This is a genomic window from Bartonella clarridgeiae ATCC 51734, from assembly GCF_000518185.1.
Lineage (GTDB): Bacteria > Pseudomonadota > Alphaproteobacteria > Rhizobiales > Rhizobiaceae > Bartonella > Bartonella clarridgeiae.
Map to the genome: position 1 here is coordinate 36,061 of NZ_JADC01000016.1, position 24,564 is coordinate 60,624.

The window sequence follows — 24,564 nt, forward strand, 5'->3', positions numbered from 1 at the left end:
TATCATTTTTGATAATAAATACACCCAATTATAGGATCAATTGAATAATGCTTAAGACTATAAGAAACACTGTGAATTCCTGGTTTGCAAAGATTTTTCTTACTGCTTTGCTTTTATGCTTTATCCTCTTATGGGGTATACCACAATTGCATACAATGAATGAAAAAGATTTTCTTACTTCTGGAAAATCGACAATAACTATTGATACCTATCGTCTCGCACTTGCTGACCAAAGTTTACGTTTAGCCATTACTTCTCATCTTGGACGAATGTTTACACCAGATGAAATACAGAGATATAAAATTCCTATTTTTGTTCTCAATCAGTTGCAACAGGATGTTCTTTTTGATGAACAAGCCCGTAAAATGAAAATTAATCTTTCAAAAGAAGCAATAGCCCGTATCATTGGTAATGACAATATTTTTCAACGCGACAGAGTCTTTAACCGCGATTTATTTCTCAACTATCTTCAACAATTACGTACTAACGAAAGTAATTTTTTTAACTATTATACAAAAAAAGAAAAACGCAATCAGCTTATTTTAGCTTCATTATCTGGTATGAAAGCACCAGATATTTTCTATAAAGCACTTGCTACTTACCAAGAAGAAAAACGTATCGCTGATTATCTCGTTATTGATCTAAAAAAAGAGGAAAAAATAGCTGATCCTAATCAAGAGATATTAGAAAAATGGTTCGACACTCACAAAGAAAAATTTCGTGCTCCAGAATATCGTACTGTCTCTTTATTCTCTATGACATCAGAAAAATTTTTAAAACCACAAGACATCTCAGTAAATGAAATACAAACTTATTATACTCAAAATGCCTCGCGTTTTATTACTCCTGAAAAACGTACAATTGAAAAACTGCGTTTCTCTACACGTAAAGCAGCTGATAATGCAGCAAAAAAAATAGCCGAGGGCTTAAGTTTTGATGCTTTAGTTAAAGAAGAGAAAAAAACTCTCAGTGATATAACGAAGGGTCCTCTCGCAGAAAATGAGCTCCCTAGTCATTTAGCATCTGAGATTTTTGAACTTAAAAAAGGGCAAATTAGTGCTGTCATTAATGATCTGCAAGGTCCTGTAATTATTCGCGTTACACATATTACACCTTCAACTCAAATTCCCCTTGAAAAGGTAGAAAAGGATATTCGCCAAATACTTGCCCAAAATAATGCTATAACTTATATACGTAATAAGTATACAGAAATTGAAAATGCCCGTTTTGAAGGCGCTTCTCTCACAGAACTTGCTAAACAACATAGATTGTCTTTACGCAAAATTACTATTGATAAAACAGGAAAGACAACTGAAGGAATAACGCTCACTGATTTACCCCAAAAAGATGTTTTATTAAATGCCATTTACCAATCACGTGAAGACATTGATAAGGATCCACTTTCCCTTCCAGAAGGAGGATACCTCTGGTATCAAGTAGATATGATTATTCCTGCCCGTTATAGGACACTTTCAGAAGTTAAACAAAATGTCATTGCTCAATGGAAAGAGGAAGAAATACAACGTCTTCTTGACGAAAAAGCTCAAGGCGTTCTCAAACAACTAGCTAAAGGAAAAAGTCTTGACTCTCTTGCAACTGAGCTTGGTACCACAAAACAAACTACTCCAGCTCTCCGACGCCAAGATTCATCAAAAATCCTCGGCATTGAAGGAGTTAAAGCACTTTTTTATGGTGCTAAAGACCATTATGGCATAGTAAAAGGCGTAGACGCAAAAAATCGTATTGTTTATAAAATAACGGCATCAATCATACCTAAAGATATCACAGCTCACACTCTTTTACCTGACATACGTACTAATATAGATATGATGATAAGAGAAGATTTGAAATTAGAAATGTTACAAGCTGCAAATAAGGAACATCCTATAGAAATTAACAACTTAAATTACAGTCAAATTTTAAGCACTTTTCAATAAACTACTAAAATCTAAAATTATAATATTTTTCTCTTATCTAAATAACGATATATATCTGTCAGAATAGACGTAGTTTATCATCAATTGTTGATATAAAATCAATCTGGTTTTATATGAAGATCTTCAGCCAAATCTCTATTCACCTTGTACAACTGATCATTTAATATTATAGAGAGTAGCAACTGCTTGCTAAGAAAAAGATATATAACTAGTAACTTCTGATATTTTTTTACCTATTTTTATTCTTTTAAACTTTCTTGAATAGCCCTTGATAAATGAATTAAAATTAACAATGTATTCCAAATTAAAAAAACTAATTCAGAGAATTCTGCTTTGGTAGGTTACACTATTATAGCAGATCATTATAAAATTTCCCATTATTAGAAAATTCGACCTCAACATCCAAACCTGATTCTAGTGTCGAACAAAATGCTTCCAATTGGAAAATATCTTGAAAATGTATAACCCCTTTACTTCTGTAATTATGTAAACAATAAAGACACAACATATTCCTTTTCAGAAAGTGACCATTTTGATTAAAAGACTATCAGCAAGCACTGTCGATTAATCATACCTTCTTAACTCAATCAAAGTGATCAACATCACCGTTTTCTGAAACATAAATATGAATAAGTAATCTGAAACTATAACTCAACAACAAGATCACCATAACTTGTCATTACAGCTTAGCCCCCCATAAAGAAGTAATCAAATGGTTTACCTCTTAACGTTGCTATTTTCCCTCAAGCTTGCATCAAAATATTTCCCTGAAACAAACCATAAGATACAAATTCATTCGCATAAAAACTGTTTATGTTGCAGACTAAATCAACTGTCCTACCATTTATTAAATGCAATCTTTTTACTATATTTAATATCCTAAAATTGAAAAGACAATTTACCATAAGACCTAATCATTACCAAAATTCAGTATTTAAGCTATGGCCGTTCTCTAAAGTTCTTAACTTAACAGCATTATAGACACATAACAGCATTATAGACACAATCCCCACCATAACTATATTCAAATACAATTAAGTTGGAAGTACAATAAGTAGTAATTACCATCATAATCATGCACAAAAACCTTTTGTCATCCTGCTTGAATTGATTGATTGTAGCCGCATAATTTCCAACAGCTTGTGCTGATTTCTCATATTCATCAAACTCGTGGGAAAAAGCATTATGTAAAAGAAAACAGCTTGGAACTTTTAGAACAACAGCCCTAACTTTTTAATGCAAGAGAATTATCCATAATTTTCTTGTCTTGCATATTAATTGTTCAACTCTTAGCTTTAAGACCTATTATCAAGACATCTGATAAGGCCGAGCTCTTCAGTGTAGCTCTTTCTTGATTTGATATTTGCAGACCATGATATTTAAATTTTCTTGCATCATCATTAGTAACACTAATATTATTTTTTCCATCAATGATTATATTATATGCTTGAAGAACTGTATTGGGTTCATTATACCTTAATAACCGTTCTGGAAAATCTCCCTGGTATGTATGGTTTATTCTTGATAGAATATAATACTAATATTCGACCTCTACAAACATAGTAAGCGGAATCGCTACTACAATTATTGTCCTAGTTATTTCCAATTTGGAAGAGAAATCATATACATACAACTCTTAAATACTTCATTCACAAAGTACACTATTTCACTTAAGAATACTTATTTTTTGCTAGAAGGTAAATAAAAAAAATTACTTTATTGTTCTCTTAGAAATTTTAAGTGTACAAAGATAGAATAATAAAACTAGTATAAACATATAGTATTGATACTACTTTGGAATTAAAGTACAGTAAATTTAATGAATTAGATACAATTAATGACTTAGAAAAAAATGATATGAGATAATCGAAAAACCCCTGCAATTAAACAGATATTAGAATCCATTGATAAGCATGAAAATGGTTTTTCGTATATGAATGAAAACAACATTCTTACATTACCTGAGCAAAAAGACAATATAGATTTCCGAAGAATAGTGAAAAGACTATATCTAAGTTTCTATTGTTACTCTTCCAAATACAACAACGAAATCTTTATCAACTCGCTTAATTTTCTGAATCTATAAGCCATCTAAAATCATTAAAAATGTTTTCTTTTTTACGACTCACTTATATCATGTTCTATAAGAGTAATTGCCTTTTTTATTAGCGTAATTTAGCCTTAATAATAAGGAGATCTTCACAAAAATGGACTATAAACAAAATTTAGCTGAAAATCATCAAAGGAAATTACAGCGTGGATTAGACAATCGCCATGTACAACTCATTGCCATTGGCGGTGCTATTGGAACCGGTCTATTCATGGGATCAGGGAAGACAATTAGTATTGCTGGCCCTTCAATCATATTAGTTTACGCTATTATTGGTTGTATTCTTTATTTTGTAATGCGTGCTATGGGAGAATTGCTTCTCTCGAATACACAATACAGGTCTTTTATTGATTTTTCAGCTCATTTTCTGGGACCAAAAGTTGGATTTTTTATCGGTTGGACTTATTGGTTATGTTGGATTGTAACTGGAACAGCAGATATCATTGCGATAGCAAGTTATGCACAATTTTGGTGGTCTGAACTTAATCCATGGATTCCTGTTCTCATCTGTATTGTTTTCTTTTTAATATTTAATCTCGTAGCAGTAAAATTATTTGGTGAACTTGAATTTTGGTTCGGTCTTATCAAAATTATAGCAATTTTAGCATTAATTGTTATTGGATTTTATATGATCTTTATTGGCTTCACCTCTCCACATGGTACTCTTTCTTCTCTCCGTAACGTATGGAATGATGGAGACATTTTTCCTCGAGGTATTGCAGGATTCTTTGCTGGATTTCAAATTAGCATTTTTTCTTTCGTTGGTATTGAACTAGCTGGAATAACTGCAGCTGAAGTCAAAGAACCCGAAAAAGTTTTGCCAAAAGCAATCAACTCAATCCCTATTCGTATCGTTCTCTTTTATATTTTCTCTCTCATTGTAATTATGTCAGTTACACCTTGGAACCAAGTTGCTTCATATAAAAGCCCATTTGTAGAAATGTTCTTACTAGCTGGTATTCCAACCGCTGCTGGATTAGTTAATTTTATTGTTCTCATATCAGCAGCATCTTCAGCGAATAGTGGCATTTTTTCTACTAGCCGTATGATATATGGCCTTGCGACTAAACAAGGAGCACCTAGTTTTCTAGGAAAACTTTCTAATAATTATATTCCAGCCAATGCATTATTCTTCTCTTGTTTATGTGTTTTGTTAAGCTACACACTTTTGTCATTATCGCCAACTACCATAAGTGCTTTTACAATTATTACTACCATCGCAGCAATTTTATTTATATTTGTATGGTCTATAATTTTAATCAGTTATATTATTTATCGCCGCGACTATCCTACACAACACACTACTTCTACTTATAAAATGCCAGGGGGGGTTTTTATGTGTTGGATTATTTTAGCTTTCTTTATATTTATTCTTTTTTTACTGACACTAGAATCTGATACCTTAATAGCTCTAAAATATACTCCACTGTGGTTTGTTTTCTTAGGAATCATGTATTTTGTTTTTGGAAAAAACAATTTTATTAAAAACAAAGAATAAATTTACATATAAAAAATATACTCAAAAAGGGTAATTTCTTTTACCTTTTTATGGGTAACCTATTAGTTTCTCATTAGTTCAATATAAAATTTAGTTCCACTCTTTAATCGATGGTATCATAGCTCGAATTTTTTTACCAACTTCTTCAATAGGATGGATATCATTTAAACGCCGCATACTTTTAAAACGCCCAGCACCAGCTTTACATTCTTGTATCCAATCAGATGTAAATTTACCTGTCTGAATATCTTTCAAAATACGCTTCATTTCAGCCTTAGTTTCACTAGTAATTATACGTGGACCAGATATATATTCACCCCATTCAGCTGTATTAGAAATTGAACGATTCATATTCGCAATACCACCTTCATAAAGAAGATCAACAATTAATTTAACTTCATGTAAACATTCAAAATAGGCGATTTCTGGTGCATAACCTCCTTCTGTAAGTGTTTCAAAACCCGCACGAATAAGCTCGACAAGCCCACCACAAAGAACAACTTGTTCACCAAACAGATCTGCTTCACATTCTTCTCTAAATGTTGTTTCAATGATACCAGCACGTCCACCACCAATATTACAAGCATAAGACAATGCTACATCATGAGCATGCCCTGAATTATCTTGTTCAACTGCAATTAAACAAGGCACACCACCACAACTTTGATATGCACTACGTACTGTATGGCCTGGCCCTTTGGGCGCAATCATCACGACATCAACTGTTTTTTTGACTTCAATTAAACCAAAATGAATACTCAAACCATGCGCAAAAGCAATTACTGCCCCATCACGCAAATAATCATGAATAGCTTTATAAATATCCGCTTGCAATTCATCAGGCACTGCCATCATAATGAAGTCTGCCCATTTTGCGGCATCAAAAACATTTACAACCTCAAAACCATCTGTTTCAGCTTTTTTGACTGTTGCTGACCCTAATCGCAAAGCAATTTTTATATCTTTAACACCAGAATCTTTCAGATTTAATGCATGCGCACGTCCTTGAGAACCATAACCAATAATAGCTACTTTCTTCTCTTTAATTAAATTAACGTCTGCATCACTATCATAATAAACGTGCATAACAATACTTCCCCATAGAGACATATTTAAATTTGAAATTCAGAACTTTTGCGGATAGCAAGCAATTCGCCCCTTGAGTACCTTATATCTCACAGATAATCACACCATCACTTATGAAAAATGGTATCTGAATAAATTTAAATTTCCATATTGTAAACAAAAAGATCCTAAAGTTAAAAAAAATAAAAGCATATTTGGATCTAAACATAAATCACAGCGATTATTTTATAGCAACTAATATTTTATGAAATAATATTGCTAAAATACAATCCAACATCCACTTAGTACAAAACTCTATTTTAAACCAATAAAAATTTGATCTTTATATTTTGAAAAAAATAGTTAAAATTTTTGATATTCAGATTCAAATTTTAAATTATCTTATTTGAAAAATTTTTTATCTTTATTGATCTCTATAATATCTTCTGCTTATATTACAAAATAACCCTGATTAGGGAAAATAATAAAACAACCCTTTATACAAATTGCAACTGTTCAATTAGGATTCAACAAAATATTTGAAAAAGTTCTTCCTTCAACAACAATAATAAGAAATTGTATTTTTTAATCAGCATTTTTATCTTTACAGAAAAAATTTTTGTATTAAAAGTTCTTTATAGGATCATCGCAATAAAAATATAGTCATATTTTAGCATTCTAAAATCCCTTTTTCAACAAAACGTTTATAAAGTACAAAACGAAGTGCATTAGTCACCTTAGAAGTAGAAGTAATATTGGATACATAAATAGCTAAAGTAAATGAAAAATTCTTACTATCAAACGCTGTAAAACTCACCTGCGGTGCAGGGTTTTTTAAAACTCCTTCTATTATTGAAGCAACTTCCAATAACATTTCAACAATACACTCTGGATCAACGTTAGTTGAAACAGTAAGAGGTATATCAATTCGCCCCATTTTACTAGGACGCGTCCAATTGCTCACATTATTATTAATAAGGCTTGAATTCGGAACAATAATTGTCTGACGCTGAAATGTTTCAAGTTCTGTCGCACGTACACTGATACGTTTTACAATACCACGCACTGATCCAGTTTCTATATAATCGCCCAATTTAAACGGTCGCCCAATCAAAATAATAAGACCGGATACAAAATTCTGGACGATATTCTGCAAACCAAAACCAATACCAAGCGAAAGCCCACCAGCAATAAGCGCAAAATTCCTAACATTTAAACCTGCTATTGATAACCCTATTAAAGCGGATACAGCAACACCACCATAAGTTATGACTGTTTTGATAGAATTACGTACACCAGAATCAAACTCTCCACGCACCATTACCGTATTATCTAACCAACCAACAAATAAGCGGCTAAAAAACAAACAGACAAAAAAAACGATTATTCCTGTGACAATAGAAATCAAAGAAATAGATATATTACCAATTTGAATATTGGTCATTAATTGCAACAATATTGTACTTATATCGGAATATGAAAAACCAAACTGCATAACAATCGGCACTGTGCAAAATGCAATAACAATTAAATTGAGAAAAATGCTGCTAATAATTCCCAACCGATTCATTGTTTTTTCTTCTAAATGAAACCCTTTTACCAAAGCACGACCAACACTCGTTCTAATAAGCTCTCCTTCCATTCCGATAGCACAAGCACTTCGCACACCCAAATACATCAACGCCAAAAATACACTAAAGATCACAATATGTTGCATAATAAAACGGGCCAAGCCAATATAACCTAATAAATCTATTATGATCAATAATAATCCAAGTATAATGAGTTGAATACGTATACAAAACAGCCAAGATGGTGATTCCTCTCTTGTACTTTGACGCCTAAATTGCAAAGGCACAAATGAGATAATAAATAACAATACTCCTACAATGAAAATAGAAATAAAGCTTTTCGCAATAGCCAAAGAAAAAGATGCTAATATTACTCTATAAATACTATCTAGAATAGTATCCAATGCAAAAACCACACCTAAAAGAGTCAGACAAACTATCAATTGATATGCTGTCAACGGTGCAACATTCAAAAGACGTATATGCGGTCTATATGGCGATAAAAGAACAACTGTTATACGATTCAATAAAAAGACCAAGATAATTTGGTGCCCTATCGTATAAAATACTTCTGTAAGCGTTCCTAAATCTAAACCAAAGCCGCGAAATAAAAATAACGTTAGATAAACACAAATAGCACATATAAAAGAAGGAATTAAAATTGAAATCAAAGCAATCAATAAGCGCTGTAAATAAGATAACTCACCATTCTCTTTGAGAACATGATACTTTACATACGCAATAGATTTAATAAAAAAATATGAAAGACCTAAAGTAACAATAAACGGAATAAAAAAAGCAAAAAATAATTGTAAAGGTTTAAAGTAAAATACAAATTTCCACCAAGAAACAAATAATAAAATAAAATCAATAAAAGCCTCTTTGGTTTTTTCAATAACATCTTGAACCATTGATATTGAAAATTTAAACCTTTGTGTAAGTATACCTGTATAAAGCTCTCGATACTGAGAAATTGTCAATTCTGCTATCTTATTTGCAGCCAAAAATATTTCTTCCAATTTATGAACTGCACTATTAATTTTATTTTTTTGTTCTATAATATTCAAGTGCTCTTTTTTTTCTTTCTCTAAACTTTTTGGATTATCACCTAGTACAGTCAACTGATCAATAATCTCATTAAGAGAAGTGCGCAAAACAGATGTCCATTCTAAAGCTCTCTTACTGATATCTCGTGCCTGTAATCGCCATTTTATCAAAAAACGTTCATCTTCTGGTTTACTTTTTAAGCTTGTTTGTAAAATTTTAATATCTTGCACAAGAGACTCAATAATCGTTTCTTGCTGGTGAATAATTTTATCAACCGATTGTGAAGCTATTGATTGTCCAACTATCACATTTGGTGTTGCTAAATCTCCCCATGCAAAAGCACTAGAGAAAATATTAATCAAAAAAATTAAGAAAAAAAGGAAATCTCTCTTTATTAAAAGCGAATACATATTCATCCTAAGAATAAACATTTATTAAGTACTTCCTAAAATATGATATACGACAAACATTCCAAATTTTTATAAAAAAAGCCTATAAAAACCTTCCCTCATCCAATCATCGAATAATGTTGATAAATAAGAATAAGTCAAAATCAACAATAGAAGAAAAGCATTTCAATATGTTTTTTTGCATTTACATTGAAAAAAGAAAATTTTTTCCCTTTATAATCTTTTTTTTCTATTCAATTCTAATATTTGAATAACTTATGATTTAGGACTCCATGCCTATTAATTAAACAACAGCAAATTGACCATACAATTTTAAATAGAATGCTTTTCTAAAAAACAGATAGAATCAATTCCATTAAACAAACCTATAAACAAAAAAATTGTAATACTCTATGGACACTATAACTTAACAGTTGTAATTTTTGAAAATATATTAGTATTGAATGTATTTTCAATTCCTGCCATAATTTCTCCTACACAATTTCATAGCTTTCAAATGCAACTTTTTAAATCAACATGCCCCTTCCCTTATTTGATCTATAAAACAACAATTCTATTTTACCTTTTTCTTTCAAGTTTAACTTCGATTATTTTAACGTGTCTATTAATTGGAATATATTATGCGTATACCTCGCTGGTTGGCTACTCTTTATTGTTTCATTCTTTTAAGCAGCATTTACGTTGCCTTGCCTAACTTATTTTCGCAAGAACAAATCAAAAATTCGAAACTCCTCCCTAACACTCATGTAACACTTGGGCTAGATCTTCAAGGAGGATCTTCCCTTTTGCTCGAAATAGATACCAAAACATTAAAACGAGATCACTTACGTACGGTTTTAAACAATGTACGTACAAAATTGCGTGAAGCAAAAATTCACACATCCAGTATTCGTATTATCGACGATAGCATTGCCGTTGTTGTTTCTGATACCAAACAAAATAAAAAAGCTGTCACTACTTTAGAAACGTTAATCATACCTATAAACAATAGTTTTGGTACCACAGCTAGCGACATTGCGGTCAGTAATCAAAATGAAACTATCCGTGTGACACTAACTGACGCTGGTATTAATGATCGTGTCAGTAAAGCTGTCGAACAAAGCTTAGAAATTATTCGCCGTCGTATTGACCAAGTGGGTGTTACTGAACCTGCTATCCAAAAGGTTGGAACCAATCGTATTATGGTGCAATTGCCTGGCCTACAAGACCCAAAGCAATTACGTGATCTTCTAGGAACTACTGCTAAAATGACTTTTCATCTTGTACCTCATAATGTCGATATAAATAATCCACCTATAGGTGTTTCAATTCTTCCTGGTTATACTGATGCAAACCAACATTATGCAATTTATGACCAAATTGCCTTGGATGGAAATGTTCTTAAAGATGCGCGTGCAGGATTTGATCCGCAAATACCAGGGCGCTCTATCATATCATTCACTATGAATTCTATCGGCTCAAAGATATTTGCAGAAATAACACGCCAACACATTAACCGCCCTTTTGCAATTGTTCTTGATAATAAAGTCTTAACTGCTCCCGTCATTAATAGCGTCATCCCCAATGGGCAAGGACAAATTACAGGAAATTTTGATCCTAAAGAAGCATCAACTCTTGCTGCTCTGCTACGCGCTGGTGCTCTGCCTACGCCATTAACAGTTATTGAAGAAAGAACCGTAGGTCCAAATCTTGGTGCTGATTCTATTAAAATGGGCCTATATACAAGCATTATAGGCTTTATTCTTGTTACAGTCTTTATTTTTCTTTTATACGGTATCTGGGGTATTATTGCTGATATAGCGATAGCATTGCATACTATTTTGATATTTTCTGCACTAAGCCTTCTTGGTGCAACGCTCACATTACCTGGTATTGCCGGTATTATTTTAGGTATTGGTATCGCTGTTGATGCCAATATTTTGATTAATGAACGTATTCGCGAAGAGAGTCAAAAAAATATAAGTGCCTTTGCTGCTTTAGATCGTGGATTTAAACAAGCTTTTTCAACTATCCTTGATGCCAATGTGACAGCTGTTATTGCAACTGTTTTACTGTTTTGGTTTGGTACTGGTCCAGTTCGCGGTTTTGCTGTAACGATGTTGCTTGGCATTATTATATCTATGTTTACTGAAATCACCATAGTACGAATTATGATGATTTGGGTAGTGAATAAATGGAAAATAAAAAAACTGAAGCTACAGTCTTTTTTCAATTTTATTCCTAAAAATACCACCTTTCGTTTCATGAATGCTCGTTTCATTGGTATTGGTATTTCAATCCTTTTATCGCTGTTTTCAATTTTTTTGTTTTTTAAACCTGGTTTAAACTTTGGAATTGATTTTGTTGGTGGCAGCCAAATAAGCATTAGGACAAAAACACCCGCAAATTTGGCAACTTTGCGTTCGAATCTTTCTGCTCTTAATATTGGTGAAGTTACGCTGCAAAATATTGACAACGAAAATACAGTACTTATTCGCATACAACAACAAAGTGGTGGAGAAATGCAACACACTATCGCTATTGATAAAGTCAAAAAAACTGTGCAAAGCATTTATCCAGATACAACATTCGATCAAACAGAAGTTGTTGGTCCCAAAATTTCAAGCGAGCTTGCTACAGCTGGTTTTACTGCTGTCATTCTAGCAACAATCGCTATGTCTCTCTATATCTGGTGGCGCTTTGAATGGTTTTTTGCGATTGGAGCAATTATTACACTGATCCTTGATACTACAAAAATGGTTGGTTTTTTTGCTTTATTTCAATTTGATTTCAATTTAACAGCCATCGCTGCTCTTTTAACAATTGTTGGCTATTCGATCAATGATAAGGTCGTTGTTTATGATCGAATGCGTGAAAATATGCGTCTTTATAAAAAAACACCACTGCGTGAAATAATTGATCTTTCAATTAACCAGGTTTTTATACGCTGTATTTTTACATCAGCCACGACAATATTAGCTATGTTACCTATGGCTCTATGGGGAGGAAGTGCTGTCAATAATTTTGCATGGCCTATAGTCTTTGGTATTATTATTGCAACGTCCTCTTCCATTTTTATTGCAGCTCCCATTTTATTACTATTAAATAATTGGTGGTATAAGAAGAATAAAGGAAAAAAAAATTAAAATCATACAAATACCAATTAAAATAGCGCGTTAATTTATATAATATGTTATTCTTTTCTTCTCTTTAATAAAAAACTATAATCATTGTGACAAATATTTCTAAAGAAAGCACTATACTATAATTATGCCTCATGATACGCCACTAATTACAACTATTGTTGCAGGTTTATGTTTAGCATTTATTTTTGGAATGATTGCTAACCGTTTGCGTATCTCTCCATTAGTAGGATATCTATTAGCTGGTGTCATTGTGGGACCCAATATAGGAAGTTTTAAAGTAGATTCTGTTTTGATCAACCAACTTGCTGAAATTGGTGTTATTTTGTTGATGTTTGGTGTTGGATTGCATTTTTCATTAAAAGACCTTTTATCTGTTAAAGCCATTGCTATCCCTGCAGCCATTACACAGATGGTATTTGCTACTTTTCTTGGTTTATGCCTCGGTTGGAGCATGGGATGGGGATTTAGTGATGGTTTGGTATTTGGTTTAGCACTATCGACAGCAAGTACTGTGATTTTGCTGCGCGCTCTACAAGAACGATGCCTGATTGAAACAGAAAAAGGACGTATTGCCATTGGTTGGTTAATCATTGAAGATTTAGCTATGGTTCTAATATTAGTTCTCATACCTGCACTAGCAAACATCCTTGGTAATACAAAAAAGGAACCAATCGACCCTCTTATTCAATGGTTAAATTTAAATGTTTGGGGGATTGTTGGCTTAACGATTTTAAAAGTCATTATATTTGTTGCTCTCATGTTAGTTATTGGACGGCGTTTTATACCGTGGTTACTAAAAGTGAGTGCACAATCTGGATCGCGTGAATTATTTCGTCTTAGTGTTTTTGCTATTGCATTAGGAGTAGCTTTTGGAGCAGCTCATTTATTCGGTGTTTCGCTTTCTCTTGGTGCTTTTTTTGCAGGCATGATGATGAGTGAGTCAGAACTAAGTCACCGTGCAACGGAAGAATCCTTACCACTACGAGATGCATTCTCGGTTCTTTTTTTTGTTTCTGTAGGCATGTTATTCGACCCTATGAAAATTCTAACTAACTTTTTTTCTCTTCTCGCAACCTTATCGATTATTATCATAGGAAAATCTGCTGTTGCTTTTTTCATTGTTAGAGCTTTCCGCTATTCTAATGGAGTAGCTTTGACTATTTCAGCTAGTCTGGCACAAATCGGAGAATTTTCTTTTATCCTTGCAGGACTAGGTTCAAACCTTGGACTTTTAAACAATGACGCTCGCGACTTAATCCTTGGAGGTGCAATTCTTTCTATTTTGCTCAATCCTCTTGTTTTTGTTGCCACTGATAAAATTAAAAAATATCTAGAAAATTCTTCTGCTAACTCGCAAGATAAGCAAAAAATCATTAATATCGATCCTGGAGATTCTGACGAAGAAGCTTTACCAATTACTTCAAAAACTGATCATATCGTGATTATTGGTTATAGCTGTGTCGGAAAATATATAACACTATCTTTAATGAAGAGGGGTCAGCCTATTATAGTAGTTGAAGAATCAAAGCGTCTTGCTGATAAAGCAGTAGCAGATGGCATCGAAACAATTTGTGGTAATATCATTAAAAAGGAAATTATTGATGCAGCAAATATTAGAGGAGCATGTAAAGTTGTTATTACAATGCGAAGCACTATTGAAGCAGGACAATGTATAGTAAATATACGCCATCTGAACAAAAACCTTCAAATAATTGCTCATGCATTATCTGAGTCAGAAACATCTTACTTAATCGATTTAGGAGCGGATATTGTAGTAACGAATGACAAAGAAATCGCTAATGGTTTTATTGAATATATAATCGGACAGCGATCTATAATTAATACGTCTGATAATGAATTAACTTTACAAAAAATGTAAATAAAAACAAAAACGGATACAGAAGTGTGAAACTAAAGAAGTTTATATGGCCATTTATTGGCGTCTCAGCGATGTTAATATCGGTTCGCATTCTTTATATAAAGTTATCTGCTATTTCCTTCAGTGATGTACTAGAACGTCTTTCTAATTTAAGCACACATCATTGGCTTTTAGCTTGTTTTTCCTCATTCATCGCTTATTCAGCTCTTGCTGGTTACGATCGCATTGCTTTGCAACATCTCGGTCGTAAAATTTCTTGGATATTTATAGCCATGTGCTCATTCACCACCTATGCACTTTCACATAATATCGGAGCATCGGTTTTTTCCGGTGCTGTCGTACGCTATCGCGCTTATACAATAAAAGGGCTAAGTGGAACGGAAATTGCTATATTAGTAGGTTTTTGCTCACTTACTTTTGTAATTGGCACAATCTTACTTTCTGGCATTGTCTTAATCTTACAACCAGAAATCATAACCCTCATTCATAATGATCTTCCCAAATGGCTAGGCACAATAATTGGTATGATTTTACTTACCTGTATAGCTCTTTATATTTTAGGCAGTTGGTTGCAATTAAAACCATTACGTATAAGCAAAAAAATTCAGCTTTCTTATCCACAGCTTAAAATTGTCATTCGACAACTTATTATTAGCCCACTAGAGATCTTAGGAGCAGTAGGAATTATATATGCTGTACTACCACACGATACTGACGTTAATTTTATCTCTGTACTCGGTGTTTTCCTTGTATCTTTTTCTATAACTCTTCTCTCCAATGCCCCTGCAGGAGGTGTAGGAGTCCTTGAAGCTTTATTTATAACAGGTATGCCTAATACAGATCCTGCCGATGTTATTGCGGCACTTATTGTATTTAGAATGCTCTATCTAATCATACCGTTTATCATTTCATTATTCTTTATAGCAATTTTTGAAACCCAACAATATCTTAACCGAACATAGAAAACTCCGCCTGAATAAAAAGTAATTTCACTTTTATACAGATTAATACCTAAACTTAGCCAAAAAATTTATGCAAGAGGATTTGTTAAAAACTCAATATCTTTTCATACAACTAAAATCCGATTAGCAAATCTGCTAAAATGATAATGCTCACACAACCAATGCAAACAATTTTTCTATCATCTCAATTATTGATTACAGATAAGTTTGATTATTGGTTTTTTACTTTAACAATTAGTACTTCTCCTGCAAAACAATTCGAGAGATAAGCACTTTAGAAATATTTCGACGATCCATTTCAATGACTTTAAAACATAAACCTTCCGCTTCAAAGCTTTCACCTTCATTTGGTAAATGACCCAAACGCCAAAGTATAAATCCTGCAAGCGTAGTATAACGATCTGCTTCATCAACAAGATTACGATCAAGATAACCACTCAAACGGCGGACATCAGCATATCCTTCAACAAGTAGATTTCCGTCTTCGAGTTTTTCTGCCACAATAGATTCTTCATCATCATCAGGAAAATCACCTGCAATTGCTTCAAAAATATCAGTTGGTGTCGCAATACCTTTCAAAGATCCATGCTCATCAACAATAATTGCAAGTTGAATTGGAGAATGCCGTAATTTCTCCATTAATCGTAAAACACCTGTATTCTCATGAACAACAAGTGGCTCACGCATAGCTTTTTGCCAATTAATCTTTTTCCCTTCAGCTAAATTTAAAAGAAGGTCTTTAGTTAAAGCAACACCAACAAACTCATCTACTTTTTCACGTGCAAGAATTAAACGACTATGTTTAACTCGTTGCAATTCTTCACGCATTTCATTTTCATCACCACTCAAATCTAACCATTCAATCTCATTACGTGGTGACATAATAGAACGTACAGGGCGATCTGCTAAATCAAGAACACCGCGAATCATTTCTTTTTCTTCTGGTCGAAAAATTTCTGAAGTAGCAGCTTGTTCAACAATAACATCTACAGTTTCACTAAGATTACCACCTTTTTTCCCACCTCCTAAAAGCCTCAAAACGGCATCGGCTGTCCGTTCACGCAGATCATTTGTTGTAATCATCTTTTCACGATTACGACGTCCAATTTGATTAAAAGCTTCAATGACAACTGAAAAACCAATAGCGGCATATAAATAACCCTTCGGAATATGAAAGCCAAATCCCTCAACAATGAGAGTAAAACCAACCATCATCAAGAAACCAAGACACAGAATCACAATAGTAGGATGGCGATTAATAAAACGCATAAGGATTCCTGATCCCCACATCATCACACCCATAGCAATAATAACCGCTATATACATAACCATTGCTTGTTCTTTAGCAATCATGCCTGTTGCAGTGATAATACTATCAAGAGAAAACACTGCATCAAGCACAACAATTTGAATAATCACTTGCCAAAAAACAGCATAAATAACTCCTTTTTTTTGTGTATGCGTCGTACCTTCTAGTCTTTCGTGTAACTCCATTGTTCCTTTTGCTAATAAAAAAGCTCCACCACTAATCAAGATTAGGTTGTGCCAACTAAATACAAAGGATGAGATAGAAAGAATTACCTTATCAAGACTCATTACCCAACCAATAACCGTAAGAAGACAAAGCCGAATCAATAATGCTAAAGTTAGACCTATAAAACACGCACGATCCCGTAAATGTAATGGCAATTTTTCCGCTAAGATTGCAATAAAGACAAGATTATCTATGCCTAAAACAATTTCGAGGAAAATTAATGTAACCAAGCCAAACCACGCATGGGGATCAGTGATCCATTCCATTATAGCTCACCCTTAAAAAATATCTTAAAAATTAAAAAGCTTAAACGCATGTTGCTGATGAAAAAAATCATAAACTTTCATCCGCATAAGTAATCAATAATATTGAATACAAATAAATTATCTACAAAAGCAGCTACCTTCAAATCAGTGCTTAAACGCGTATGGTTGTTGATGAAACACATAAAAAACAACAACCTCGACCACTTATTAATATTATAAGAAGGCTCTCCTGAATCTTGTCCGGGCATTACGCTCGACGATCCTCCGATTATAATTCTACATTGAGTAGAACATCTATTTATAGAATTTCTTAATTAATAGGTTTATTTTTATATAATATCAAGAGGAGAAACATATTTTTTAACTTATAGGCGTAACTATAAACACCATTCATTTCATACAAATATAAAACAACGAACCTATCTAGACATTCTCTTTTTGGAACGTTATAGAAGATTGTTTATCTTTATCTCTTGAAAAACTGTGGGTGATTAGCTCAGTTGGTAGAGCAGCTGACTCTTAATCAGCGGGTCGTGGGTTCAATTCCCTCATCACCCACCAATGAAATCAATTTGTTATCGAAAAAAATAAATAAAATTACAAAAATAACTGTCATTAGATTCAAATATTTTTTCTGCTCACAATTAATTCACTTTAAATTCAGTGAGCTCTTAAATCTAGAAAGTATTTTTATCAGTTTGTCTCTGTAAAATATCTTGATATCAGAAACGTAATATAGTGTATTTAAGCTACTCGAAAATATCAATAGTTTTCAAAATCTCTACCGTTTTAAAAATTTTATTCTTTTCTTATATTAAAGATCATAAAAAAATTCACAATAAAATCCTAAATACTGTTAAAACTCTAATAATCTTCATAGCTTTCAAGAATTTAAACTTTTCTGGATTTTGGATCTTTTGCTGGCATAAAAGTCATTATTTACTTTAAAAAGAAATTTGGTAAACAATTATATATATGATAAAGTTTACTCATGAATTATCGGCATATTTATCATGCTGGCAGTTTTGCTGATGTCTTTAAACACATTATTGTCACACGCATCATAGAATATCTCAAACGCAAAGAAAAAGCTTTTCGCGTTATAGATACGCATGCGGGTATCGGACTCTACAACCTTTCTTCTGTAGAAGCACATAAAACAGGAGAATGGCGTGAAGGCATCGGACGACTTCTCTCAATTCCTATCCCTGAAGACTTAAAAGAGCTTCTTGCTCCATGGTATGATGTTATTTTTGCAATCAATAAAGGAAGTAAAGAAGTTGCATTCTATCCTGGATCACCTATTCTTGTTCGCCAACTTTTGCGTAAAAAAGATCGACTAACTGCAATTGAATTGCACCATGAAGATTACCAAATCTTAGCCAATCACTTTGCTGGTGATTATCAAACAAAAATTCTGCATCTAAACGGTTGGTTATCTTTAAATTCTCACCTTCCACCAAAAGAAAAACGTGGGCTTATTTTTGTTGATCCTTCTTTTGAACAACCAGGGGAATTTTCCCGTTTTATTGAAAGAATAGTGAAAGCATATCGGCGTTTCCCTGGAGGAGTATATGCTTTATGGTATCCTGTTAAATATGATAAAGATATTGAAATTTTTCTTCATGCACTTCACAAAACAGGAATTCCAAAAATTTTACAACTCGAGATGCGCATTCGAAAAAGCGCATTCCCACCTACAATGGATGGTAGTGGCATGATCCTTATTAATCCTCCTTATCTTCTTGAAGACGAAATGAAAAAAATCGGTCCTTTCCTTATCAATCACCTTGGACGAGATAAGCATGCACATATCATACAAAAATACCTTTCATAGAAATAATCTATGATATTTACTATATTTTTATTTTTAATAAAAACTCACGCTAAAAATTATCAATTTCAACGCTTGATTAGAAACAATCATTTCATATTTCATATTTCAAATATAAAATAGTTTTAGGTAAATTAATGAGCTTAGAAAACAATATACTCCTCTGCACAAATAATGGAGAAAAATTGCCTTTTTTATCTAACATTACATGGCATAATGCTCATCAAAAAAACAATAATAACCAATTTAAAGGTGTCGCGCTCATCCAAGAATTTGTCAAAAATCTTCCTCATAAACCAGGAGTTTATCGGATGCTAAATGAAAATGGCGATATCCTTTATGTCGGCAAAGCACAAAACCTAAAAAAACGTGTTTCAAATTATACGCGTGAACAAGGGCATAATAACCGTATTACACATATGATTCGTGAAACGAATCATATGGAATTTGTCGTTACCGATACAGAAACAGAGGCACTCCTTTTAGAGGCTAATTTAATTAAAAGATTACACCCACGTTTTAATGTGTTACTGCGTGATGACAAAACTTTTCCTTATATCATTATCACAGATGATCACCGAGCACCTGCGCTTTACAAACACCGTGGTGCCCGAACACGAAAAGCTCATTATTTTGGTCCTTTTGCTTCTTCGGAAGCGGTTACACAAACAATAAATGTTTTACAACGCGCCTTTCTATTACGAACCTGTACTGATTCAGTTCTTGAAAACTGTACACGACCTTGTTTGCTTTACCAAATTAAACGCTGTTCAGCTCCTTGTACATATGAAATTAGCGACAGTGATTATTTACAACTCGTCAAAAAAGCGAAAGCTTTTCTTTCAGGGAAAAGTCAATCAGTAAAAAATGATATGATTCAAGCTATGCATAAAGCTGCAGAAAATCTTGATTTTGAACAAGCTATAGCCTATCGCGACCGCTTATCAGCTCTTTCTCACATACAAAGCCATCAAAGTATTAATCCTCAGATCGTAAAAGAAGCAGATGTTTTTGCAATCGCACAACAGGAAGGAATGACTTGTATTCAAGTATTCTTTTTCCGTATGGGCCAAAATTGGGGAAATCAATCCTATTTTCCAAAAGCAGATCCATCTTTTTCCAGCGCCGAAATTTTAGCAAGTTTTCTTACACAATTTTATGATAATAAACCAATTCCAAAGCTTATCCTTTTATCTGATACAATTGAAGAAAAAGCACTTCTTACAGAAGCATTAAGCCTGAAAGCAAATCACAAAATATCTCTATCTTTACCAAAAAAAGGGGAACGCAAAGCCCTTGTCAATCATGCTTACACTAATGCTTATGAAGCCCTCAAACGCAAACTTTTTGAAACATCAACACATAAAAAACTCCTTCAGAGTATTGTTGAAACATTTCAACTATCCCATACCCCACGCCGTATAGAAGTCTATGACAACTCACATATTACAGGAACTAATGCAGTGGGTGTAATGATTGTCTTTGACCAAACAGGTTTTGTTAAAAATCAATATCGTAAATTTAATATTCGCTCGACCAATATCAAACCCGGTGATGATCTTGGTATGATGAAAGAAGTAATTGAAAGAAGATTTTTATGTCTTATCAAAACATATGGTTTACCTAATAAGAATAAAAATATTGGATATGAATCTTCTTGTCCCCTTTGGCCTGATCTTATATTAATTGATGGAGGACAAGGACAAATAAATATTACTAGTACAGTGTTATCTGAATTAGGCTTAGATGATTTCGTCACAGTAATCGGTATAGCTAAAGGCGTTGATCGGAAAGCCGGTCTAGAACGATTTTTTATAAAAGGGAAACAACCTTTTACGCTCTCCCCACATGATCCTATTCTTTATTTTCTGCAACGTCTACGCGATGAAGCACACCGTTTCGCAGTTGGAACTCACAAAGCAAAAAGAAAAAAAGAAACATTCAAGAATCCACTTGATGAAATCGAAAAAATAGGCCCTATAAGAAAGCGTGCTTTGCTTAACTATTTTGGAAGTTCTAAAGCAGTTTCCAGAGCATCCGTTGAAGATTTAAAAAAAGTTCAAGGTATTTCTAACGCAATTGCGCAAAAAATTCATAACTATTTTAATGAAAAATAAGGCTTGTCTCATAAGCTTTGCCTTGTTACGTTCATAAAATATATTGTATTCTAAAAACTGAAAATAATTCTATGAAAAATCATACTTTTTCTTTCCCTAATATTCTGACTTATGCACGAATCATTGCTGTCCCCTTGGTTGTAGCGTGTTTTTTCTTAGAAGGACGTCTACAATCAAGTGATATTGCTCGTTGGATTGCTGTTTCTATTTTTATTATTGCATCCATTACCGATTTTTTGGATGGCTACCTTGCCCGTATTTGGCAACAAACATCTAATATTGGCCGCATGTTGGATCCAATTGCAGATAAACTTCTTGTCTCTGCCTGCCTGCTCTTACTTGCTGCAGAAAGTACTATCGCCGGGTGGACACTTTGGGCAGCAATTATTATTCTCTGCCGAGAAATTCTTGTCTCTGGATTACGTGAATATTTAGCTGAATTAAAAGTTAGTGTGCCCGTTTCTCGTTTTGCAAAATGGAAAACTTTTGTACAAATGATAGCTATTATATTACTCTTAGCAGGACCTGCTGGTAATAAAATAGTTCCTTACACAACGGAATTTGGCATTACCATGCTGTGGATTGCAGCTCTTCTTACATTATGGACAGGATGGGATTATTTCCGTGCTGGTTTGAAACATGTTATCACATAAAAAATAAACGGCCAAATTATAATATGCTAATAAATGCTCATCACACGAAATCATAAGATATTACATTGCTTAAACATGACACCATAGAACATTTAGGAAATTATGCAAATATATAATTAAAATCCAATAACTAGAAAAATACCTTTTTAGATATAGTAATATTAATATGTTTTTTAAGCGAACAATCTCGTTAAAAAAGTCCCGTAACATGTTTCGAGACTTTTCATTTTCTACATTTTCTTTCATTAACCAACAATTTCAATGTCGGAAAACCAATAAGCTATCTCCGTTTTTGCAGACTCAGCACTATCTGAACCATGAACAGAATTTTCGCTAATCGATAAAGCATGTACTTTACGAATGGTTCCTTCCTGTGCATCAATAGGATTTGTAGCACCCATAATTCCACGATTTTTAACAATTGCATTGTCCCCTTCTAAAACTTGCACAACAGTCGGACCAGAAGACATAAATGTTACCAACTCTTCAAAAAATGGACGCCCTTTATGGATCGCATAAAATCCCTCTGCTTGCTGTTGACTCATCCACACGCGCTTAGATGCGATAACACGTAATCCACCATCTTCAAGCATTTTTGTAATTGCTCCTGTTAAATTACGACGTGTTGCATCCGGTTTAATCATCGATAAAGTGCGTTCTACAGCCATTTGATCAGCTACCTTTCTTTCATTTAAAACTATCTTCACTTCTTTATAACAAGTAAAAAAACTTTCTACCAAATAACGGTAAGGAAATCTGTATTAATTTTCAATTGTATAATTCTTTTTAAGATCGCTTCATAAAATAAAAAACATTAGCGGTAATTTATCTTTTATCTTAACAATCACATCATCATTTTTCCTTGAAAAATTGAATAAAATTGTGCTCGTTGAGAAATCATATAAAGGAAACTTTTCATTATGTTAGTGTTGAATGATATTACAATACGGATGGCAGGACGCTTTTTAATCGATCGTGCTAATGTTGCACTTCCTGCTGGCTCAAAAACTGGATTTATTGGGAATAATGGGACCGGTAAATCAACTTTTTTTCGTGTCATTACAGGCGATATTTCGTCTGAAAATGGTGATGTTCTCATATCACAAAAGCACGAATTGGTTTAGTTTCCTAGGAAGCACCATCAACCGAACAGCCTTTGCTCCAAATGGTTTTTTTAAATGCAGACAAAGAACTTACTAATCTTCTCCATGCTAACTTCATACACGTTAAGTGATATTAATGCCCATTCTGCAAAAGCACACACTAGTAAAATTCTTTCTGTTCTAGGATTTGATCCTCATACATAATAACAATAACCTATATCTTCTTTTTCTGGTGGATGGCCCATGCGCATTGCACTGGCAGCTGTACTTTTTACTGAACCTAACCTTTTACTGCTCGGTGAGCCAACAAATTATCTTGATATTGATAATTGTGAAGAATTAATCCGTGCACTCAATAATTTTAATAGAGCAATTATACTAATTTCTCATGGTCGCCACCTTATTGCAACAATAGACTAGTTTTGGCTTGTGAAAAATGGAATCGTTATGCCTTACGAAGGTGATATCAATAGTTATTGTATAGAAGTTCTTAGCCTTTCCGAAAAAATAAACAAATACTTCTCCTAAAAAAGAACGCTCTTTTTCTAAAAATAATCAAAGAAAGATCAATGCACAAAAACGCTCTATTCTTGCATCATTACGCAAACAAATCGCTGATGAATCATTGATAAACTCTCTCCAAAAACAAATTGAACAATTTGATTAAAGAATTAATCCTTACTTCTTTCCATAATCAGTTATCCGAAAAAGCAAAAGAAAACGCTAAAGCAGTTAAAAAACTAGAAGAAGCGAAACACTCTAGTTTGCCTTATCTAATCAGTATGAAACAAAAATAATGTAAAAACACAGCCATCATGCCATTAGCTTTCTTTATTAGTGGAATAATGGCCATTTATAAAAAGACCCTTAAAAACTTCATAGAAGTTTACAACAGAATAAACATACCTAGGTTAGAAATTATAGCGTAATCCTACAATACCTTGAAGCGACTGTTTCACTTTCTGTCCTTTGAGATAATAAGTCTCAGCATAAAGCGATAAATTCTCACCAAAAAAACTATTCAAACCAATTCCTAACTTACCTGTATCCCCAGATAAATCAGTAGTAAATTTATGCTGCTTATTAATTGTCGTACGATTATTATCTCCATATCCACGCAACCAAGCAGCTGTCATATAAGTCATTAAATGGTGAGTATCGCTATTTAAATTAAATTTATGTCCTACAGATAATCCAACTGCACTGCGCACTGTAGTAGATCTCTTCATATCACCTGTCATCTTATTGGAAAGCTGTATTTCCCTACCTTCAACACATATTCCTGTTAATTGAGTATAAGGCTGTATCCAGGTATCTTGTGCTGCCTCAAAATGATAACCTGCTTCAAATGATGTACCTATTGCCCATTGATTATAATCGCCTTGAATATCCAAACCATTCGTTGAAATAGTCTTCAAATTATTTTTATAATAATTATATTTCAAAACACTAT

The 24,564-nt window shown here is 33.2% G+C and carries 15 protein-coding genes and 1 tRNA gene; 11 read left to right on the forward strand and 5 right to left on the reverse strand.

What is annotated here, in order from left to right; all coding sequences use genetic code 11:
• The first annotated feature begins 47 nt into the window (after positions 1-47).
• Positions 48-1,937, forward strand: a complete 1,890-nt coding sequence (locus T420_RS0104900) for a peptidyl-prolyl cis-trans isomerase (protein ID WP_026501193.1) — start codon at positions 48-50, stop codon at positions 1,935-1,937.
• A 2,207-nt stretch (positions 1,938-4,144) separates the two neighbouring features.
• A complete protein-coding gene (locus T420_RS0104905; protein ID WP_013544925.1) occupies positions 4,145-5,545 on the forward strand; it encodes an amino acid permease in 1,401 nt (466 codons plus the stop codon).
• 90 nt (positions 5,546-5,635) lie between these two features.
• Here T420_RS0104905 and ilvC read toward each other — a convergent pair whose 3' ends face one another.
• Together ilvC and T420_RS0104915 are read right to left on the reverse strand one after the other, a co-directional pair.
• Positions 5,636-6,631, reverse strand: coding sequence for a ketol-acid reductoisomerase (gene ilvC / locus T420_RS0104910; protein ID WP_013544924.1), 996 nt, complete (start codon positions 6,629-6,631; stop codon positions 5,636-5,638).
• Between the two features lie 649 nt (positions 6,632-7,280).
• Positions 7,281-9,638, reverse strand: a complete 2,358-nt coding sequence (locus T420_RS0104915; RefSeq protein ID WP_026501194.1) for a mechanosensitive ion channel family protein — start codon at positions 9,636-9,638, stop codon at positions 7,281-7,283.
• A 620-nt stretch (positions 9,639-10,258) separates the two neighbouring features.
• Here T420_RS0104915 and secD point away from each other — a divergent pair.
• The 3 genes from secD (at position 10,259) to T420_RS0104930 (ending at position 15,604) form a co-directional block, all read left to right on the forward strand.
• The gene (gene secD / locus T420_RS0104920; protein WP_026501195.1) at positions 10,259-12,763 is read left to right on the forward strand and encodes a protein translocase subunit SecD; all 2,505 of its coding nucleotides are present in this window, start codon (positions 10,259-10,261) and stop codon (positions 12,761-12,763) included.
• Between the two features lie 124 nt (positions 12,764-12,887).
• Positions 12,888-14,642: a cation:proton antiporter domain-containing protein gene (locus tag T420_RS0104925; protein ID WP_013544920.1), complete on the forward strand. Its 1,755-nt coding sequence runs from the start codon at positions 12,888-12,890 to the stop codon at positions 14,640-14,642.
• 26 nt (positions 14,643-14,668) lie between these two features.
• On the forward strand, positions 14,669-15,604 hold the full coding sequence (locus T420_RS0104930; RefSeq protein WP_026501196.1) for a lysylphosphatidylglycerol synthase transmembrane domain-containing protein: 936 nt from the start codon (positions 14,669-14,671) through the stop codon (positions 15,602-15,604).
• A gap of 234 nt (positions 15,605-15,838) precedes the next feature.
• On the opposite strand, the gene T420_RS0104935 is transcribed toward T420_RS0104930, so the two are convergent.
• Complete coding sequence (locus tag T420_RS0104935; protein WP_013544918.1) at positions 15,839-17,404, reverse strand: TerC family protein; 1,566 nt, start codon at positions 17,402-17,404, stop codon at positions 15,839-15,841.
• 485 nt (positions 17,405-17,889) lie between these two features.
• On the opposite strand from T420_RS0104935, the gene T420_RS0104940 reads away from it, so the two are divergent.
• From T420_RS0104940 to pgsA, 4 genes are all read left to right on the forward strand, one after another.
• A tRNA-Lys gene (locus T420_RS0104940) sits at positions 17,890-17,965 on the forward strand.
• Between the two features lie 430 nt (positions 17,966-18,395).
• On the forward strand, positions 18,396-19,241 hold the full coding sequence (locus tag T420_RS0104945; RefSeq protein WP_013544917.1) for a 23S rRNA (adenine(2030)-N(6))-methyltransferase RlmJ: 846 nt from the start codon (positions 18,396-18,398) through the stop codon (positions 19,239-19,241).
• A 134-nt stretch (positions 19,242-19,375) separates the two neighbouring features.
• Positions 19,376-21,355 (forward strand): excinuclease ABC subunit UvrC, encoded by a 1,980-nt coding sequence (uvrC, locus tag T420_RS0104950; protein WP_026501198.1) that lies wholly within the window; start codon positions 19,376-19,378, stop codon positions 21,353-21,355.
• A gap of 71 nt (positions 21,356-21,426) precedes the next feature.
• Positions 21,427-22,008, forward strand: coding sequence for a CDP-diacylglycerol--glycerol-3-phosphate 3-phosphatidyltransferase (gene pgsA / locus T420_RS0104955; protein WP_013544915.1), 582 nt, complete (start codon positions 21,427-21,429; stop codon positions 22,006-22,008).
• 245 nt (positions 22,009-22,253) lie between these two features.
• On the opposite strand, the gene ndk is transcribed toward pgsA, so the two are convergent.
• Complete coding sequence (ndk, locus tag T420_RS0104960; RefSeq protein ID WP_013544914.1) at positions 22,254-22,676, reverse strand: nucleoside-diphosphate kinase; 423 nt, start codon at positions 22,674-22,676, stop codon at positions 22,254-22,256.
• A gap of 252 nt (positions 22,677-22,928) precedes the next feature.
• Between ndk and T420_RS07530 the strand changes: the two genes are divergently transcribed.
• Together T420_RS07530 and T420_RS07535 are read left to right on the forward strand one after the other, a co-directional pair.
• Positions 22,929-23,132 (forward strand): ATP-binding cassette domain-containing protein, encoded by a 204-nt coding sequence (locus T420_RS07530; protein ID WP_013544913.1) that lies wholly within the window; start codon positions 22,929-22,931, stop codon positions 23,130-23,132.
• Between the two features lie 222 nt (positions 23,133-23,354).
• Complete coding sequence (locus T420_RS07535; protein WP_013544912.1) at positions 23,355-23,531, forward strand: P-loop NTPase family protein; 177 nt, start codon at positions 23,355-23,357, stop codon at positions 23,529-23,531.
• A 491-nt stretch (positions 23,532-24,022) separates the two neighbouring features.
• On the opposite strand, the gene T420_RS0104975 is transcribed toward T420_RS07535, so the two are convergent.
• The coding region (locus T420_RS0104975; RefSeq protein WP_026501199.1) for an autotransporter outer membrane beta-barrel domain-containing protein at positions 24,023-24,564 on the reverse strand (542 nt) is incomplete at its 5' end.

What these genes read in the sequence shown, in the direction of transcription:
- T420_RS0104915 (WP_026501194.1), bottom strand. Translation starts at nt 9,638, where the DNA reads ATGTATTCGCTTTTAATAAAGAGAGATTTCCTTTTTTTCTTAATTTTT.
- ndk (WP_013544914.1), bottom strand. Translation starts at nt 22,676, where the DNA reads ATGGCTGTAGAACGCACTTTATCGATGATTAAACCGGATGCAACACGT.
- T420_RS0104945 (WP_013544917.1), top strand. Translation starts at nt 18,396, where the DNA reads ATGAATTATCGGCATATTTATCATGCTGGCAGTTTTGCTGATGTCTTT.
- ilvC (WP_013544924.1), bottom strand. Translation starts at nt 6,631, where the DNA reads ATGCACGTTTATTATGATAGTGATGCAGACGTTAATTTAATTAAAGAG.
- pgsA (WP_013544915.1), top strand. Translation starts at nt 21,427, where the DNA reads ATGAAAAATCATACTTTTTCTTTCCCTAATATTCTGACTTATGCACGA.
- uvrC (WP_026501198.1), top strand. Translation starts at nt 19,376, where the DNA reads ATGAGCTTAGAAAACAATATACTCCTCTGCACAAATAATGGAGAAAAA.
- T420_RS0104925 (WP_013544920.1), top strand. Translation starts at nt 12,888, where the DNA reads ATGCCTCATGATACGCCACTAATTACAACTATTGTTGCAGGTTTATGT.
- T420_RS0104935 (WP_013544918.1), bottom strand. Translation starts at nt 17,404, where the DNA reads ATGGAATGGATCACTGATCCCCATGCGTGGTTTGGCTTGGTTACATTA.
- secD (WP_026501195.1), top strand. Translation starts at nt 10,259, where the DNA reads ATGCGTATACCTCGCTGGTTGGCTACTCTTTATTGTTTCATTCTTTTA.
- T420_RS0104905 (WP_013544925.1), top strand. Translation starts at nt 4,145, where the DNA reads ATGGACTATAAACAAAATTTAGCTGAAAATCATCAAAGGAAATTACAG.
- T420_RS07535 (WP_013544912.1), top strand. Translation starts at nt 23,355, where the DNA reads ATGCGCATTGCACTGGCAGCTGTACTTTTTACTGAACCTAACCTTTTA.
- T420_RS0104900 (WP_026501193.1), top strand. Translation starts at nt 48, where the DNA reads ATGCTTAAGACTATAAGAAACACTGTGAATTCCTGGTTTGCAAAGATT.
- T420_RS07530 (WP_013544913.1), top strand. Translation starts at nt 22,929, where the DNA reads ATGTTAGTGTTGAATGATATTACAATACGGATGGCAGGACGCTTTTTA.